General features: G+C 34.8%; 15 protein-coding genes. 12 read left to right on the top strand and 3 right to left on the bottom strand.

Annotated features, from left to right (window positions below; all coding sequences use genetic code 11):
* Positions 1 to 52: 52 nt before the first annotated feature.
* On the bottom strand, positions 53 to 658 hold the full coding sequence (locus tag ACFO3P_RS13075) for a YdhK family protein (RefSeq protein WP_042533140.1): 606 nt from the start codon (positions 656 to 658) through the stop codon (positions 53 to 55).
* Between the two features lie 238 nt (positions 659 to 896).
* Here ACFO3P_RS13075 and ACFO3P_RS13070 point away from each other — a divergent pair, with 238 nt between their 5' ends.
* The 6 genes from ACFO3P_RS13070 to ACFO3P_RS13045 all read left to right on the top strand — a co-directional run bounded on the left by ACFO3P_RS13070 (position 897) and on the right by ACFO3P_RS13045 (position 8,721).
* On the top strand, positions 897 to 1,160 hold the full coding sequence (locus tag ACFO3P_RS13070; RefSeq protein ID WP_289584839.1) for an SHOCT domain-containing protein: 264 nt from the start codon (positions 897 to 899) through the stop codon (positions 1,158 to 1,160).
* A 177-nt stretch (positions 1,161 to 1,337) separates the two neighbouring features.
* Positions 1,338 to 2,069 carry a cytochrome c biogenesis CcdA family protein gene (locus ACFO3P_RS13065; protein ID WP_042533142.1) on the top strand — a complete coding sequence of 244 codons (732 nt, stop codon included), beginning with the start codon at positions 1,338 to 1,340 and terminating at the stop codon, positions 2,067 to 2,069.
* A gap of 9 nt (positions 2,070 to 2,078) precedes the next feature.
* Positions 2,079 to 3,467: a sensor histidine kinase gene (locus tag ACFO3P_RS13060; RefSeq protein ID WP_042533144.1), complete on the top strand. Its 1,389-nt coding sequence runs from the start codon at positions 2,079 to 2,081 to the stop codon at positions 3,465 to 3,467.
* Complete coding sequence (locus tag ACFO3P_RS13055) at positions 3,460 to 4,134, top strand: response regulator transcription factor (RefSeq protein WP_042533146.1); 675 nt, start codon at positions 3,460 to 3,462, stop codon at positions 4,132 to 4,134. Before ACFO3P_RS13060 ends, ACFO3P_RS13055 begins: the two co-directional genes overlap by 8 nt.
* 100 nt (positions 4,135 to 4,234) lie before the next feature.
* On the top strand, positions 4,235 to 6,364 hold the full coding sequence (locus ACFO3P_RS13050) for a copper-translocating P-type ATPase (protein ID WP_042533148.1): 2,130 nt from the start codon (positions 4,235 to 4,237) through the stop codon (positions 6,362 to 6,364).
* A gap of 830 nt (positions 6,365 to 7,194) precedes the next feature.
* Positions 7,195 to 8,721: a multicopper oxidase family protein gene (locus ACFO3P_RS13045; RefSeq protein WP_042533150.1), complete on the top strand. Its 1,527-nt coding sequence runs from the start codon at positions 7,195 to 7,197 to the stop codon at positions 8,719 to 8,721.
* Positions 8,722 to 9,498: 777 nt separating this feature from the next.
* On the opposite strand, the gene ACFO3P_RS13040 is transcribed toward ACFO3P_RS13045, so the two are convergent.
* Positions 9,499 to 10,764 (bottom strand): IS110 family RNA-guided transposase, encoded by a 1,266-nt coding sequence (locus tag ACFO3P_RS13040; RefSeq protein WP_289585513.1) that lies wholly within the window; start codon positions 10,762 to 10,764, stop codon positions 9,499 to 9,501.
* Positions 10,765 to 10,954: 190 nt separating this feature from the next.
* Here ACFO3P_RS13040 and merR point away from each other — a divergent pair, with 190 nt between their 5' ends.
* Both merR and merA read left to right on the top strand, forming a co-directional pair.
* A complete protein-coding gene (merR, locus tag ACFO3P_RS13035; RefSeq protein WP_042533153.1) occupies positions 10,955 to 11,356 on the top strand; it encodes an Hg(II)-responsive transcriptional regulator in 402 nt (133 codons plus the stop codon).
* A gap of 38 nt (positions 11,357 to 11,394) precedes the next feature.
* Complete coding sequence (gene merA / locus ACFO3P_RS13030; RefSeq protein WP_042533157.1) at positions 11,395 to 13,035, top strand: mercury(II) reductase; 1,641 nt, start codon at positions 11,395 to 11,397, stop codon at positions 13,033 to 13,035.
* Between the two features lie 273 nt (positions 13,036 to 13,308).
* Here merA and ACFO3P_RS13025 read toward each other — a convergent pair whose 3' ends face one another.
* Entirely contained in the window at positions 13,309 to 13,821 is a 513-nt protein-coding gene (locus ACFO3P_RS13025; protein WP_042533159.1) for a CueP family metal-binding protein, read from the bottom strand.
* 258 nt (positions 13,822 to 14,079) lie between these two features.
* Here ACFO3P_RS13025 and ACFO3P_RS13020 point away from each other — a divergent pair, with 258 nt between their 5' ends.
* The 4 genes from ACFO3P_RS13020 (at position 14,080) to ACFO3P_RS13005 (ending at position 18,327) form a co-directional block, all read left to right on the top strand.
* The gene (locus ACFO3P_RS13020) at positions 14,080 to 15,525 is read left to right on the top strand and encodes an MATE family efflux transporter (RefSeq protein ID WP_042533161.1); all 1,446 of its coding nucleotides are present in this window, start codon (positions 14,080 to 14,082) and stop codon (positions 15,523 to 15,525) included.
* Positions 15,526 to 15,620: 95 nt separating this feature from the next.
* Positions 15,621 to 17,282 carry a CoA-disulfide reductase gene (locus ACFO3P_RS13015; protein ID WP_042533163.1) on the top strand — a complete coding sequence of 554 codons (1,662 nt, stop codon included), beginning with the start codon at positions 15,621 to 15,623 and terminating at the stop codon, positions 17,280 to 17,282.
* A 215-nt stretch (positions 17,283 to 17,497) separates the two neighbouring features.
* Entirely contained in the window at positions 17,498 to 17,824 is a 327-nt protein-coding gene (locus ACFO3P_RS13010; protein WP_374705724.1) for a metal-sensitive transcriptional regulator, read from the top strand.
* Between the two features lie 167 nt (positions 17,825 to 17,991).
* Positions 17,992 to 18,327 (top strand): metal-sensing transcriptional repressor, encoded by a 336-nt coding sequence (locus ACFO3P_RS13005; RefSeq protein ID WP_052485021.1) that lies wholly within the window; start codon positions 17,992 to 17,994, stop codon positions 18,325 to 18,327.
* The last annotated feature ends 55 nt before the right edge of the window (positions 18,328 to 18,382 follow it).

The following is an 18,382-nucleotide window of genomic DNA, read 5'->3' as shown; positions in this document are numbered from 1 at the left end:
GTATTGTTTACAAAAAGGTGAGTTAGAAATTATATGCTAGTTAATTCTAATTTCATTCTACTGAGGATAATTCACTTTCTGTTACCCATTTGTGGTTTGTGACTTCTTCTCCATTTGTAGTTAAAACAAAATCTACCATATATACCGTGGTTTCTTCTGCTGAATCAATTTCAGCTGTTGCCCCATTCATGCCTTCCATATGATCAGCATTTATAATAGCTTCATCACCAGATTCTAACGGTGTTTCACTAGGGTCTTCTAATTCTTCATGAATGACCCACTTATGATTGGTTATTTTCTCACCACCTGTTGTGGGTATATAAGAAACTGTATAAACTGTGGTATCGTAGGCTCCTACTATTGTTGCCTCAGCACCTTTCATACCTTCCATGTGATCCGATTCAATTATAGCTTGACTGCCAACTTCATAAGTTGGATTGTTTGCTTCCTTTAAACCTTCGGGTACATCTCCAGAGCCAGACATATGCATTTCGGAATGGTCCATGCCTTCCATATCGTCCTGTGTACTTTCCTCGGAGTTTTGTTCCGTGTTATTTTCATTATTTGTATCTTCCGTTTCCGTTTCTCCCGCACATGCGGATAGTACGGAGATTGTAAATAAAGATACTAACCCTATTATAATTTTTTTAATTGCCATTTAATGTTGCTCCTTTCATTATTTTGAATTCATTGTTACAGTACCCTATTATTTTGCAGTTTATGTGCAGATTGTCTAAAGTTCTAAAGATTATTTAATATTTATCTGATATAAAGTAAAGATTCAGCTTTGTAAAACAGGGGAATTCATTTTTCTTGGCAGGCCTGCATATTTTCTTGATAAATAAAAGCTATAATAAATGATAATAGACCAAATGAGAAGGTGATGTAAATTGCATATGATGAATGGGTATGGATCATTTTGGACAGTGATTCTAATGATTATTTTCTGGATAGGATTAATTAGTTTTGGTATTTTTTTAATAGCAAGTTTTATTAAAGGAGATAAAAAGAGAACACCATTACAAATAATTAAAGAATGCTTAGCTAAAGGTGAAATTAACGAGTTGGAATATGAACGACTAAAATCAATAATAAAGGAAAAAAAGAGTAATGATTTGAAAGTGAACAGTAGTATAAGTGAAGGTGATGTAGATAGTTAGCTTTACCATCCTAACAAATATACTTTTTCTTAAACATGTCTTTGCAACGGTATATTATCAAGATAGCCTCATTCTCATTTTTTCGGAGCGACACATATATCAAGAAGTTAAAGAAAAAATCATTTAATTATTACCAAGGTCAAGTGATAAAATTATTATATAGTGAGTTGAATATATATGTTTGAACTATTTAACCAGATAAGTAACACATTAATGGAACCAATAATAGATCTCGCTAATGGTTTAGAACATTTACCATTATTATTTGCCTTTTTTCTTGGGGTGATTGGAGCTCTTGCACCTTGTCAGCTTACAAGTAACCTCAGTGCAATTACGATTTATGGTAATAAATCATTAGTTGATAAAGTTCCATGGTTGCATGTATTGTTATTTGTCTTAGGGAAGGTCGTAGTTTATTCTATACTAGGGATTATTGTTTGGTTGTTAGGTAGAGAGGTATATAGCACGCTTTCACAAATTCTACCCATTATACGTAAAGCAATAGGTCCAATGCTAATTATAGTAGGGTTATTTATGATTGGGATATTTCAATGGAAGAAAACATGGCGTATTTTTCATTTTCCCACAAAGGTACTTAAAGATAGTTATTTAGGCAGCTTTTTAATGGGAGTAAGTTTTACATTAGCTTTTTGCCCAACCATGTTTGTGCTCTTTCTTTTAACATTAATGCCAATTGTATTGATAACTTCGTATGGTGCAGTCCTTCCAGCTGTGTTTGGAATTGGCACTTCTCTTCCGCTATTGATTGTTATATTTTTAATTTGGTATTTTGGTGCAAGTGGTGCCATATTAAAAAGAAGTAGAAAAATAGGAGCTGTCACCCAAAAGATTGCTGGTTTGTTACTTTTAATTCTTGGTGTGTTGGATACACTTACTTATTGGTTATAGAGGTGTAGTATGTTTAATAAATTATCTTTTAAAATTGGATTACTGTTTTTTGTATTTATTCTGGTTATTGAATCTTTTTTGTTTTTTATTTTATATACGAACCTAGTAAATGATCGTATTGATGAAGTTATGAATAGTCTGCTGGCACGCGGGAACACACATCGTGACGTTTTAGAAGATCATTTCGATCAACCTACATTAGAACATGTCGGTATTATGGAATCAGCGTCTGAATTTATCGTTATCATTACAAATGAGAAAGGTGAGATTATTATTTCATCTGACCCTGTAAAACAAGAAATGATTAATGTGGTAGAACATACTAATGATGAAGAAATACCTACAGAAGGTAAAATAGTTGAAGATAGGTGGAGTGAAGGAAATTATATCGTGACAGATAGTCCGATTACAATAAGCGGGGAACATAAGGGGCATGTGTTTATGTTTGCCGATACAAGTTATGTAAAAAGAACAGTTGATCAGCTTAGCAATCAGTTTTTGATAATTAGCTTTATCACTGTGTTGTTAACAATTATGACTATATTTATTTTGTCTCGATTTATTACACAACCGTTAATTAAAATGAAAGAAGAGACAGAACAATTAAGTAAGGGAAGACACAATATAGCACTACATACAAAAAGGAAAGATGAATTAGGTGAATTAGCTAATTCCATCACCAAGCTATCACAGGAGTTGAAAGAACTAAAACAGGCTAGAAATGAGTTCCTGGCCAGTGTGTCACATGAGCTGCGGACGCCATTAACATATATCAAAGGATATGCAGATATCATTAATCGTCAAGGTACGTCTGAAGAACAAGTTAAAGAATATGTTGAAATAATTCGAGAAGAAACAGAGCAATTAACGGTATTAATTAAGAACTTATTTGAATTAGCTAAAATAGATCAAAATAATTTTCGGATTAGACGCGAACGAGTGAATTTATGTGAGCTTATTCAAAGAATAATTGAACGTATTCGACCAGCGTTAGCTGAGAAAAAAATATTACTTCATGTGAATTGCCTTGATGAAATAAAAGCTTATATTGATCCAGAACGTTTTCAACAAGTGTTAATAAATATCCTAGATAATGCGAAAAAGCATTCTAAGGAAGGTTCAAAAATCTTAATAGAGGTAAAGCAGACTGATCAGTATATCATTATTACAACTACAGATGATGGAGAAGGAATTCCTGCACAAGATCTTCCATATATATTTGACCGGTTATACCGTGTGGAAAAATCACGTTCAAGACAAAGTGGAGGAACTGGGCTAGGTCTAGCTATTTCAAAAGAAATTATTGAATCCCATGGTGGTAGTATTGAAGCAAAAAGCGAAATAGGACTGGGCACAAGTATCATTATCAAGTTGGCAAGGGGGAAAAGAAATGAATAAAGTTCTTATCGTTGATGATGAGAAGCGAATGTTAGATTTAATTGCGTTGTATTTACAACCTCATAAATATGTTTGTAAAGAAGCATTAGGTGCTACTGAAGCATTGTCCTATATAAATCAAGAAACATTTGACATTGTTTTACTAGATATTATGATGCCTGAGATGGATGGATGGGAATTATGCCAAGAAATTAGAGGCATTTCTGATGTACCAATTATAATGTTAACTGCCCGTGACCAACATGAGGATATTGTAAAAGGATTGCGGTTAGGTGCAGACGATTATATCACAAAGCCATTTAACGAAGAAGAATTATTGGCTAGGATGTCAGCTATATTACGTAGAAGAGAACCAAAGAGTTATATTGAGGTGAATGGTTTAATTTGGAATAGGGATCAGTTTGAATTATCCTATAAAACTAACCCAATCAAGGTAACGCCTAAAGAATTTATTATGATTGGACACTTTATGAAGAATCCGAATCAAGTATTTGCTAGGGAACATTTGATTGATTTGATTTGGGGGTTTGATTCTGAAACAGGGGGAAGAACAGTTGATTCACACGTGCGGAATATGAGAGAGAAAATCCGTCAAACAGGATTTCCAATAGATGACTATTTTAAAACTGTGTGGGGTGTAGGATATAAGTGGGTTAATAACCCTTGACAGGGGAATTTGTATGATGTCTTAGTAATAAGAAAATTACCTATTGCACACTATATAGAAAATGATCTTAACATAATTATTCACTAGGAGGATTGATAGCATGGCAAATCACGATAGTAAGAAGAATAACCAAAGCCATAGTGAACACGATGGGCACAAGCACCATAATCACGAACATCATAACCACGAGCATCATGATCATGAACACCATAGCCATGATCACCGTGAGCATCATAATCATAATGGTCATGACCATTCGGGACACGGACATGGAGGAGGACATGCCGGTCATCATGAGCATATGATAGATGATTTTAAAAAGCGTTTCTGGGTATCTTTAGTGTTAGCGATACCGATTACTTATCTGTCACCGATGATCCAAATGTTATTCAACTATGAAGTAAACTTTACGGGTAACACGATAGTACTTTTCTTACTTTCTACCATAGTGTTTTTCTATGGTGGAAAACCGTTTTTACTTGGTGCATGGGATGAAATAAAAACAAAAACACCAGGGATGATGTTGTTAATTTCACTTGCCATTGTAACAGCCTATATTTATAGCACCTTAACAGCCTTCTTGATTGATGGCAGTGACTTTTATTTTGAGGTAGCTACGTTAATTGTCATTATGTTGTTAGGTCACTGGGTAGAAATGAGGTCCATAATGGGTGCTTCAAAAGCACTCGAAGAATTAATTAAACTAATGCCAAAAGAGGCACATAAAATTGACGCGTCCGGAAATATTGTAGAAGTGTCTGTTGAAGAATTACACCCTGGAGATGAGATTCTAGTTAAATCAGGAGAAAAAATACCCATTGATGGGGAAATTTTTGAAGGAGAATCTACCGTCGACGAATCTATGTTAACAGGTGAATCCGTTCCTGTGGAAAAAGGACCTGGAATGAAAGCAATAGGTGGGGCCGTTAATGGTGAAGGTGTATTAAAAATTAAGGTAAATAAAATTGGAAATGACACGTATTTATCTCAAGTTATTCAATTAGTAAGCGAGGCGGAAAATACCAAATCAAAAGCACAGGGGTTTGCTAATATTGCAGCAAAATGGCTATTTTATGTGGCGGTGGTTGCTGGAATCATCACGATTGCTTACTGGAGTACGACAGGGGATTTTGAATTTGCGCTAGAAAGAATGGTTACCGTTCTGATTATAGCTTGCCCGCATGCACTTGGTCTGGCTATGCCTTTAGTTACTTCAAGATCAACGTCTATTGCTGCTAAGAATGGTTTGTTGATTCGTAATCGTACCCCATTTGAAAATGCTCGAAAGCTAGATCGGGTTGTATTCGATAAGACAGGCACCCTTACTGAGGGAAACTTCGGGGTTACTGATATTCATCCAAGTAACAATGTAAGTAAAGATGAATTAGTGAAGTTAGCTTATTCAGTTGAGACCCAATCCGATCATCCAATTGCAAAAGGAATTGTGAAGGAAGGAAAAAATCGTAATTTAGAGCTATATGAGGTAACGAATTATAGAAATTTAACTGGTAAAGGATTAACTGCTGATGTGAAAGGAACTGAAATCGCAGTCATTAGCCCTGGAGCGATGAAAGCGAATAATATAGATTTCGATGAAGAAACGTATGAAAAGCTAGCCCAACAAGGGAAAACAGTTGTTTTTGTATTAAGAGACAATGTATTGCAAGGAATGATTGCTTTAGCGGATATCATTCGTGAATCCTCTTATGAAGTTATCAAGCAATTAAAAGATAGTGGCATTGAAACAGTTATGATGACAGGTGATAATAATCGTGTTGCAAATTATGTAGGTGAAAAACTTGGACTATCAAAAGTTATTTCAGAGGTTCTACCACATGATAAATCGGATAATGTGAAAAAACTGAAGGAAGGTGGCAAAAAGGTTGCCATGATTGGTGACGGAATCAATGATGCGCCTGCCTTAGCTGAAGCTGATTTGGGTATTGCGATTGGTGCTGGTACAGACGTTGCAATTGAGACAGCGGATGTTGTTTTAGTAAATAGTGATCCTGTTGATATCTTAAATATTTTGAAGTTATCGAAAGCTAGTTATAGAAAAATGATACAAAACTTAGGATGGGCAGCAGGTTACAACGTGATAGCCATCCCACTAGCAGCAGGTGTATTATATAATGTCGGTATCGTTATTACACCAGCTATTGGTGCTGCTGTCATGTCATTAAGTACAATTATTTGTGCAATTAATGCCCAATTGTTGAAGATTGATTAAAATTTAGTATGAAAATGAAATATAGGTTAAGTGTTAATAGTATAATGCTATTATTATACTCGGAAAAAAGCTCAATCTGTAAAGAAAAACTTTAGATGTAAAGGTTCAAAAGTTTCATTGTAAAATTTGAAAGAAGTTGTTTAAGATTAAGGTTATGAATTTAGTGTCTAAATATAAAAATGAAAAAGCTGGTTTTCCGTTAGGTGAAAATCAGTTTTTTCTAGTTGAAAGATTAAAGTAATGTGAGAAAAAGCTGACTTGGGTAAAGGTGACCGCTGCAATAGCTGATTTCGTTTTAATGGATAATGTAAATGAGTAAAATACAATCGACGAATCACTTCTGATCCACAAAGTATATTAACGCCTTTATGGAAAAAGGTTGATTGTTAATAACTTTTAACGTTCTAGTTGATTTCCGGAATAGATAAAGAAATGTACATCTATGTTTTGCATAATATTTGTAGTCCCCATATATGATTAAAGATTTATCATTAAGGTGAAGGGTTTAAAACTGTAAATGATTCTCCATTTAGATATTTTATGATTATATTTAATTATGTAATTCATCAAACATTAACTTTTTCTTGATAAATTCTCGATAGTTTTAAAATATAGTTACGTCATAAGGATAATGAATCATTAACATAAATTGGTATCAAGTATCTAATGAAAGGAGAAAAGTTAACATCTATAATCGTAATTTAAGTGATGAAACAATAATCAAATATAATTCTTGAATCAAGTAAATTGGCTAATAGTCAAGTGTTATTGAATGTTAGCCTTTAAAGATGGATTAATATGTAAAATTTTCTTAATGGGAGTTATGGTATATGAAAAGAAAATCATTATTAATAAGTTTAATTTTTTTATTGACAATACTTGTCTTATCGGCTTGTGCAGGGAATGTTGAATCACCACCTGAAGAAAACTCAGATATGGAACAAGAGTCTGATTCCATGGAAGAAGGAATGGATCATTCATCTATGGATGATGATGCAATTGAGAATGGTCATATGAGTCATGATGAGGTGGTAAGTTTAAATGGTTCAACAGGGGAAAATGAATTGAAAATACCTCCTTTGCTTGAAAGCGATAATGAAGAAGAAGTTGTATACACTGTTCGAGCACAAGAAGGAGAGACTGAAATATTCGATGGTACTAATACGAAAACATATGGATACAATGGGTCATTTTTAGGACCAGTGCTTCAATTTGAAGAAGGCGATACGGTGAAAATTAGAACGATAAATGAGTTAGATGAGGAGACAACTTTTCATTGGCACGGGCTGGAAGTATCAGGTGAAGAAGACGGTGGGCCACATAATTCATTAAAGCCAGGAGAAGAAGAGCTGATCGAATTTGAAGTGACACAAGAAGCCTCGACGTTATGGTTCCATCCCCATCCAGAAGGGAAAACCTCTGAACAGGTTTACAATGGACTTGCAGGATTGATTTATATAGAAGATGACAACTCTAAGAGTCTTGGATTGCCAAATGAGTATGGAAAGAATGATATTCCCTTGATTTTCCAAGATAAAACATTTGATGATCAGAAACAATTGAATTACAGTGCTGCTATGAATGATGATGGAACAATCGGTGATACGTCATTGGTAAACGGGACGTTAAATCCGAAGTTGACCGTAGGGAAAGAAAAGGTTCGTCTTCGTCTCTTAAATGGGTCCAATGCGAGGAATTACACTTTTAAATTGAATACAGGGGATTCCTTTGTGCAAGTTGCAACGGATGGAGGTTTCCTGAATAAACCAGTGACACTAGATGAAATTACACTGACCCCATCAGAACGGGCGGAAATAATTATTGATTTTTCGCAGCTTAACTCTGAAGATGGGTTGGCGTTAATAAATGAGGAGGATGGTTCGATCCTTTTACCATTTGAAGTTTCTGGTCAAAGTGGAGAGGATAGCAGTATTCCAGAAGAGATGAATGATATTTCAATTACAGAAGAAGAGATGAACTTACCAGTAACAAAAAACGTGGAACTCTTTGGAATGATGGATATGGTAACGATAAATGGAAAGAAATTTGATCCGGAAAGAATTGATTTCACACAAGATCAAGGGGTCACTGAAGTGTGGGAAATTTACAATAAACCTGACATGATGGGCGGAATGATTCATCCATTTCACATTCACGGAGCTCAATTTAAAATACTTTCTCGAAATGGAGAAGAACCACCAGAAAATGAGCGGGGATGGAAAGACAGTATTTCTATTGAACCAGATGAAACAGTTAAAATAGCTATACAATTCAAGCAAAAAGGCGTGTATATGTTCCATTGTCATATTCTTGAACATGAAGACAACGGCATGATGGGACAGGTGAAGGTAGAATAGAGTATGGTCCATAATATAGCGTTAGACATGTAAAAAAGAATTATTAAGCTGCCAGTGTGATTAGTTCATACTGGCAATTTTAAAATTCATTAATCGATGAAAAAGGGGTATTTTACTTTTTTCCATGTTACATGATATCTATCAAGTCTGATGTTCAATTTATGCCCAACTTTTTACTCGCTCCATTGTAAAAAAGACGTGATATTTATAAAATATTTGAGTAATTTTCCCCATTTGGATTTTGATTTAAACGGATGTTCCTTATAAAGGACTTACTTAATCAAACAGTTAATTGTATACTGAATTTATCAAAAATTACATATATTATTTTTATAAATGTACTTAAACTCCCTCAGATAGATTCAATTTACTCGTAAATGCTCGCTTATTCGCAGGATTTCAAACCACTTTTCAGTACAATAACGGATAAATGGAATGAGTGTTGATAATAAAGGCTACATGAAGGCATGCGGGAATAAAGGAGTCATAAACTCCAAATATTCTAAAAAATATACTGCACGCATTCTCCACGCCGCCCCTGGAGGCTGTCCCTCCCATGTCTCAACGGGTCTAATGCCCTCTCATTCCTTCGTCATGCCTATCCAAGGGGTGGAGGCCGGTTTTGCTAACGGAATGGGTCAGTGCCCTTTTGTTTAAGTATTCCAGTACTCCGTGCTTTCTTTGAGATCCTACGAATAAGCCAACATTCACTATGATACTAATATTAAATTTTAGTCTATTTCTGTTTTATTAAAAGTCATTTAATTTAACTGGTAGTTATGCTGCTAAGGGTTGTAGTTTTTCAGGACAATAAGGCTCATTACTTCGGGCAATTCCTACTAACAATCTCGCAAATTTACCAATCAGTTTCATGATAGATTTCATTTTTTTCATCTTTTTTACTTTAACATTGTGGGCATGAAGTTCTTTAAATTCAGGGTTGTTTGCCACCAGACTCATGGTGGCTAAGAACAGGTAACGCCTTAGGCGAGACCTTCCACGCTTAGAGATGACAATTTGCCCTTTCCATTTACCTGAGCTAGCCTCTGCCAAGTTCAAACCTGCATGTCGTAATAAAGAATTGCCGTGAGCGAATTTACTTAAATCACCAGCTTCTCCTAAAATGCCACCTAGCGTAATTTCAGTAATACCTTTCATGACGAGTATTTTATTAGCGAAAGTAATTTGTTCCAGTGCATTAGCTGCTTCTTTTTCAACCTTTTCAAGTTGGGTTGTGGCGAGATCAAATTCTTCAAGTAATTGTTCTAGGTGTAGTTTATATGCGTCAAGTGCTTGGGTGGCACCAACAGAACTTTTGGCTAATTGAATTAATTTTTGTGCTTTTTTTAAACCGGGTTGTCGCTTCATCAGTGTTCTCCACCCTTTAACGATATCCTGGGCTTCCATTGAACGTAATTCAACTGGTGTAGGGAATAAATGAAGGGTTGCGATTGCACCTTTCCCTTTTACATCTTTAAAAACTTGTCGAAGTTCAGGGAATATAATATCAACCCAACGATTTATTTGGTTAACGGAACTAACAAGTCGTTTAACGATTACGTCACGGTTAGACATTAGTACTCTTAGTTTTTCGAAACCCTCTGAAGTTGGATGTATAATAGAATAGTATCCATTCTTCACCATATCAGCGATTACGAGAGCATCTTTTTTATCACTTTTAGATTGCGTGTTATCTCGATTTTCCTTATTCTTTTTAACTAAATGAGGGTTAACCGTTACGACATCAATACTTTGATCATACAGCCATTTGGATAAGTTTAACCAATAATGTCCGGTAGGTTCCATCCCAACAATTTCAGTACTGTAACCTTTTGAATCTTTTAATTCGTTCATCCATTCTTGTAATCTAGCAAAGCCAGTCTCATCATTTTCAAAGGTGAGAGGATCACCAATCACAATACCTCTGTAATTTACAGCACGAGCTACATGGAATTGTTGTGCAATATCCACTCCAACGACTAGATGTTGGTCTGATATTCTTTCTATAAGTTGATTTTGTTTGTCCTGCATTTTATACTTCATGTAGAGCTTCCTCCTAAGTTGATTTGTTTGTGTGTAAATTCATCTTATCGAGGGGCTCTATTTTTTTCAAACCTTAAATTTAACGTTCTACAGGAATGCTAATTGGTAGGATACTTTAAAAAAAATTTAATAATATACTTGACTGTGTATCCAGATACACGGTTTATTATTTTTATAGGAGGTGAAATATGTGAGTTATCGTATTAGTGCATTTGCAGAAAAATGTGGAGTGAATAAAGAGACAATTAGATATTACGAACAAAAATCATTATTAAAGGAACCTTCTCGAACAAATGCTGGTTATCGGGTATACTCAGATAATGATGTTAGGCGAGTAGGTTTTATTAAACATATTCAAGAGCTTGGTTTCTCTTTAAATGAAATTTATAAATTACTTGGGATTGTAGATAAAGATGAAGTTCGCTGTGAAAATATGTTTGAATTTGTTTCCAAAAAAGAAAAGGAAGTACAAAAAAAAATAGAAGATTTAAAGCGAATTGAAGTCATGCTAAAAGATTTAAAACAACGGTGCCCAGATGAAAAACAACTACATGAATGTCCAATAATTGAAACACTGATTGGGGAACAATAAAAGGAATAAGAAAAAATATAGAACAGGATGATGAGTAAATGAATAAATTTAAGATAAACATTCACGGAATGACTTGTACAGGTTGTGAAGAGCATGTAGCATTAGCACTTCAAAATATAGGAGCTAATAATGTTGAAGCTAGTTTTCGTCGTGGTGAAGCAGTATTTGAGTTACCTGAGAATATTGGAGTTAAAACTGCAAACAAGGCGATTAAAGAAGCAAAATATCAACCTGGAGAAATAGAAGAAGTACCATCACAAGAAAATATGGTGCTAGGTAATGAAGGGGATTATGACTTACTTATCATTGGTTCTGGTGGTGCAGCTTTTTCGGCTGCGATTAAAGCAATTGAATATGGGGCGAAAGTAGTCATGATTGAACGTGAAACCATTGGAGGAACATGCGTGAATACAGGTTGTGTTCCATCAAAGACACTTCTTAGAGCTGGGAAAATCAATCATTTGGCTAAGGTGAATCCATTTAAAGGATTGCAAATTTCCGCGGGAGATGTAGAATTAGCACCTTTAATCAGGCAAAAAAATGAATTGGTTAATAGGCTTAGGCACCAAAAATACATTGATTTAATTAATGAATATGGCTTTGATTTAATTAAGGGTGAAGCTAAATTTATTGATAAAAATACAATTGAAGTCAACGGAGAGAAACTTTCTGCAAAGCACTTTTTAATTGCAACAGGTGCTTCTCCTTCTTTACCGGAAATTTCAGGACTTAAAGAAGTGGATTATCTAACAAGTACAACACTACTTGAATTAAAAAAGGTGCCTGAACGCTTAACGGTTATTGGTTCAGGATATATCGGAATGGAGCTTGGGCAACTATTTCATAATTTAGGTTCAGAAGTAACGCTTATGCAAAGAAGTGAACGTCTTTTAAAAGAATATGACCCAGAGATTTCAGAAGCTGTAGAAAAGGCTTTAGTTGAACAGGGTATAAATCTTGTGAAAGGGGCAACCTTTGAGTGGGTAGAACAAGTTGGAGGAAACAAAAAGATTTACGTAACGGTAAATGGTAAGAAAAAAGTTGTGGAATCAGAGCAGTTACTTGTGGCAACAGGGAGAAAACCAAATACGGATTCTTTAAATTTAAGTGCAGCAGGTATTGAAGTTGGAAAACGAAAAGAAATCGTGATAAATGATTATGCTAGGACAAGTAATGAGAAGGTTTATGCAGCAGGAGATGTAACATTGGGACCTCAATTTGTTTATGTAGCAGCCTATGAAGGTGGAATTGTTGCTGACAATGCGATTCGTGGGTTAAATAAAAAATTAAATTTGTCTGTTGTTCCTGGCATAACGTTTATAAATCCGGCAATTGCAACAGTTGGTTTAACAGAAAAACAAGCAAAAGAAAAGGGATATGAAGTCAAAACATCTGTGTTGCCTTTAGACACCATTCCAAGAGCGTTAGTAAATCATGAAACAACAGGGGTTTTTAAGCTTGTTGCTGATTCAAAAACATTGAAAGTGCTTGGAGTTCATATTGTATCTGAAAATGCAGGAGATGTGATTTATGCAGCTACATTAGTCGTTAAGTTTGGATTAACCGTAGAGGATTTAAAAGAAAGTCTTGCACCGTATTTAACAATGGCAGAGGGTTTAAAATTAGCTGCTCTTACATTTGATAAAGATGTATCAAAATTATCATGCTGTGCCGGGTAAAAACTCCTTATTGATAATAGCTTCAATTAATTGAATAAGTATAACTTCACTATTTTATGCTTTACTCGAACTATAGAATCCATTTTGATTAATCTTTTTCCAAAATGGATTCTTTTATTTAACGTAAAACACGAGTTTACATGGTATTTTTAATCAAACCTTATTTAAAAGCCACATATTGCCCAATCTAAAGTTTTTCTAATGATATTCTTATTATTAAAAGAAAACCCTAGCTCTAGGGTTTTTCAAACTCACAAATGCTTTCTATCAAATTTAAATAAGTTGCATTGTCGTAATACAAGTTGGGTCATCCTCGAATGTAGATATGGTTGATTCTACCTGTTTGTCATCTAAAGTAATAATGACTTTAAACTCCTGATCTCTTGGTAGCCATAAATCAATAAAGCCGTTGTCAAAGGATTCAATCGATTCATCAATAAGTACATTTCCATTGGCATTTTCGATATAAACTTCAAATGGAGTATTCACTAGCTCACCTTGACATCCTGTAAGACTATGGAATGTACATGGGTGTGTTTCATTGATAAAGGGAGCAATCGATACATAAAACTCATCATCAGGTAAATCATAATTGACTTCTTTATTATCTTTTTCAACTACTAATTGGCTAGTATCTACTGAAGCAGAGGTAGCACTTATTTGATCTGTGCTGTAATCGTGTATTAATGATTTAACATCTACTTCAGATGATTGATTAGTATTACTGTTACAAGCTGCTAAAATAACCAAAAGAAACAAACAAACAAACACTATTTGATTTTTCAAATAGACAACTCCTTACCATATAAAATATATAGCATTATTATAACACCTAAATAAAATAAAAAGTTCATGTTCATAGAATTGTTAAAATTATTAAAAATTCAACGCTGAGGACAATGAGAAATGAAAGTAATGCAAAATTATTTTCTGTAAATTTTTTCTTGTTGAATACTATACGGGGGTATGATATTATGTTTTTAAGGAAACTTTAAATATATTAATGAAAAGCTCCTGTAATTAGATTGAATGGAGGGCTGTTTGATGAATGTTGCAGATCAAACATTAAAGAAAGGGCTAAGTACCAATGATAAGATAAAAATAATTATTATATTAGCGGTTCCGGCTGTAATAGAAAACTTTTTTCAGACGATGCTAGGATTTGCAGATACATTTTTTGTTGCTCAAATTGGTTTGGATGAAGTATCTGCAGTTGGGGTAACGAACGCTATACTAGCAATTTATTTTGCAATTTTTATGGCAATAGGTGTTGGTGTCAATGTGTTAATGGCTAATGCAACTGGTGCAGGCGACTATGAACGTGCCTCAAAAGTTGCACAGCAAGGAGTAATTTTGACCACTATTGTAGGTGGCCTAACAGGTATGTTAACACTGATTTTTGCAGAACCTCTTTTAAGCCTTCTTGGTGTAGAACAACAAGTGTTAGAGATTGGTGTAGTATACTTTAGAATTGTTGCTGTTCCTTCTATACTCATGGCTTATATGTTTGTGATGAGTAGTATTTTAAGGGGAGTTGGAGATACAAAATCACCAATGAAAGCAGTTATTATTGCAAATATTGTCAATATTATTTTGGATTATATCTTTATCTTTGGCTTCTTGTTTATACCTGCACTAGGTATCGTAGGGGCTGGATTAGCCGGAGTAATTGCACGTCTGGTTGGTACATTTGTGCTTATTTTATATATTAAGAAAAATAATCAGATTATGTTTCAAAAGAACTGGTGGAGGTTTGATAAGGTTTATCAAAAAGAGCTTTTAGGTTTAGGTGCTCCAGCAGCAGGTGAGCGCCTGGCAATGAGAATAGGGCAGGTCGTTTATTTTGGCTTCATTGTTGCATTAGGTACAAGTACATTTGCAGCACATCAAATAGCAGGGAATATCGAGACATTTTCTTATATGATTGCTTATGGTTTTGCTGCTGCCGCAACTATTATTGTAGGCAAACAAGTAGGAGCAGGTAATTATGAAGAAGCTAAAAGTTATGCAAAATTAATCTCCATTCTATCAGCTGTATTTATGGTTTTCATGGGAGTATTATTATTTATTCTTGGAGAATGGATAGGCGGTTTTTTCAGTGAAGATCCAGTAGTTGTATCTGAAATAAGTATTGCACTAAAAATAGCAGCATTATTCCAGCCTTTTCTAGCGATATTGCTTATTCTTACAGGAGCATATCAAGGTGCTAGAAATACAAAATACCCTATGTATTTAACAACGATTGTGATGTGGTTGATTCGAACACTTTTTGTATATCTCTTAGCAATTCAAATGCAGTTAGGGATAGCAGGTGTCTGGGTAGCAATCGGTATTGATATCGTGATACGCGCCGTTGTTATGTGGTACAGAATGGAAAAAGACAAATGGATTAAATCCAAAAAGAAGATGTCATTTAAAGATAAAGTAGAATGTCAATGTCATCCAAAGACAAAACAACCAAACATGAATGAATGTGTTAATAATTATTAAAATGTCATTTTTAATCAAAAAAAGATGTTACTTTATAACTGGTTATGGACGGATTAAGGTCCAGATTTCAATAAATGACTTGGGAGGGAAATATCATGACAAAAAAAGTTGTTATCATAGGTGGTGTAGCAGGTGGGGCAACAGCCGCCGCAAGGTTAAGAAGAATAAGTGAAGAAATAGAAATTGTGCTTTTCGAAAGAGGAGAACATATTTCATTTGCGAATTGTGGATTACCTTACTACATCGGAGAAACAATTAAGGATCGCAATAAATTATTAGTACAAACTGTGGAAGGTATGTCGGAACGATTTAATCTCGACATACGTAATTTGAGTGAAGTAGTGAACATCGACACAGATAAAAAACAGGTGACAGTTAATAACCTAAAAAGCGGAGAAACGTACAAAGAATCCTATGATAAATTATTGTTATCACCGGGAGCCAAACCAATTGTACCTGCGATACCAGGGTTAAAGGAAAATAATTCGTTATTTACATTAAGAAATATTCCCGACACAGATGCTATCAAACGTTATGTGGATAATCACCTGCCACAAAGAACTGTCATTGTTGGTGGTGGATTTATTGGTGTTGAGATGGCGGAGAATCTTGCTAACAGAGGGATAAAGGTTACCATAGTTGAAATGGCCAATCAAATCATGGCACCGATTGATATGGAAATGGCAGCTATTCTGCACACGCATTTAAGAGAAAAAGGGGTTCAATTGATTCTGGACAATGGAGTTCAATCATTTGCAGAGGAAGGAAAGAAGATTATACTTTCTGATGGGACGGAACTTCAAACAGATATGACGATTCTTTCTATCGGTGTTATGCCGGAAAATGAACTGGCGAAATCAGCAGGACTTTCATTAGGGCAACGTGGAGGAATCATCGTGAATGACTATCTGCAAACATCCAATGATCATATCTATGCGGTTGGGGATGCGGTCGAAGTAGCAGATTATATCACAGGCACAAAGACAATGATTCCACTTGCTGGACCAGCGAATCGACAAGGTCGTATTGCGGCTAACAATTTAATGGGTAAAAAAGAGAAATATCAAGGGACAGTAGGCACATCCATTGCAAAGGTGTTTGATTTGACCGTTGCATCCACAGGAAATAATGAAAAAACACTTAAACGGCTAAGGATTCCCTACGAAGTGGTCCATGTTCATCCAAGCTCTCACGCTAATTATTATCCAGAAGCTGTACCAATTTCCCTAAAGTTACTTTTTGATAAAGAAACAGGAAAAATCTTCGGTGCTCAGGCTGTTGGAGAAGAAGGCGTGGATAAACGCATGGACGTTATCACTACAGCCATAAAAGGCGGGTTAACTGTAGAAGATTTAACAAATTTAGAGTTATCCTATGCACCGCCTTATTCATCAGCAAAAGATCCAGTGAATATGGCAGGGTATGTAGCTGCGAACATCATAGACGGGGAATTAGAACATATCCAGTGGCATGAAGTAGACCAGATTGTTGCTGATGGGAGGTTATTAATTGATGTTCGTAACTCAGGGGAACGTGAATCTGGTTATATCAAAGGATCTGTTAATATTCCGCTACATGAGTTAAGAAATTCTCTTGATACTATACCAAAAGATCAGACCATTTATGTAAGTTGTCAAGTTGGTTTAAGAGGGTATCTAGCTAGTCGTATTCTAAAAAATAATGGATTTGAAGTGAAAAATGTAGATGGCGGATGGAAGACGTATTCCTCTGTTTTTGGGAATCAACAAGCATTGTAAAAAAGGGGAGAGAAATAATGTATTACTGGCTGATGGGGTATAAGTAAGCATGAAAGAAAATCGAACTAAAAAGCTAAAGTGTGATTCATTTTTTACCCGCCACTTTTTATGAGCAATGTGTACTCAGGTTTTCGTTACTATGAATTATTTAAAAAGAGAGTAATGATACCTAAATGCGAGATAATATATAAATATAAATTAAAGGAGCGATTATAATGATGAAATCAGAAGGAATAATACAAAATGCAACAGAAGGAAAAAAGGCAGTGGAGCCACGGACAGATAAAGAAAAGGAACGTGTAATTAATCGTTTAAAACGTGTAGAAGGCCAAGTTCGTGGACTTCAAAATATGGTTGAAAATGATCGTTACTGTATGGATATTCTTATTCAATTATCTGCCGTGCAGTCAGCTTTAAAGAAAGTTGGCTTTTCTGTCATGGAACGACATGCAAAAACATGTATGACTCATTCTATTAAGGATGGAAATGAAGAAGAAGTTATTGATGAATTGTTAGCAGTTATTAATCAGTACTCTAAATAATATAAGAGAACAATCCTTCATAAAAAGTTTATAGAGAAAATGAAATAACTTTCTCTATAAACTTTTTATTTATTTTAAATAAAATACTTGAATACCTTATGGGGGTATGGTATATTGGCAGTAAGGAAATATAAAGTAATTATTTGATTTTAGAAGGGAGCGTTTACATGAAGGAGATTGCTCAACTAGTCCCCCATATGGATCAAAAGGAAAACTGTTGTAAAGACGGAGAGGTAATTATGTCAGATGATATTCAAAAGCAGCTGATGAATCGAATGAGTCGCATTGAAGGACAGGTAAAGGGAGTAAAACGAATGATTGACCGAAATGTATATTGTGATGATATATTAAATCAAATGGCTGCCGTACAATCGGCATTACATGCTGTTTCTCGATTATTATTGGAAAGTCATATTCATACTTGTGTCATTGAAAAATTGGAAAAAAAAGATCCAGAAGTTATATCTGAATTCATGACGACGATTTCTAAAATAATGAAATAAATTTTTCACTTGACAATACCTAACTAGGGTATGGTAATATATAAATGTAATCAGA

This window comes from Oceanobacillus aidingensis (genome assembly GCF_042654105.1).
GTDB classification, from domain to species: domain Bacteria; phylum Bacillota; class Bacilli; order Bacillales; family Amphibacillaceae; genus Oceanobacillus; species Oceanobacillus oncorhynchi.
Note: the sequence above shows the minus strand (reverse complement) of the source record. Positions and strands in the feature narration are given on the sequence as shown.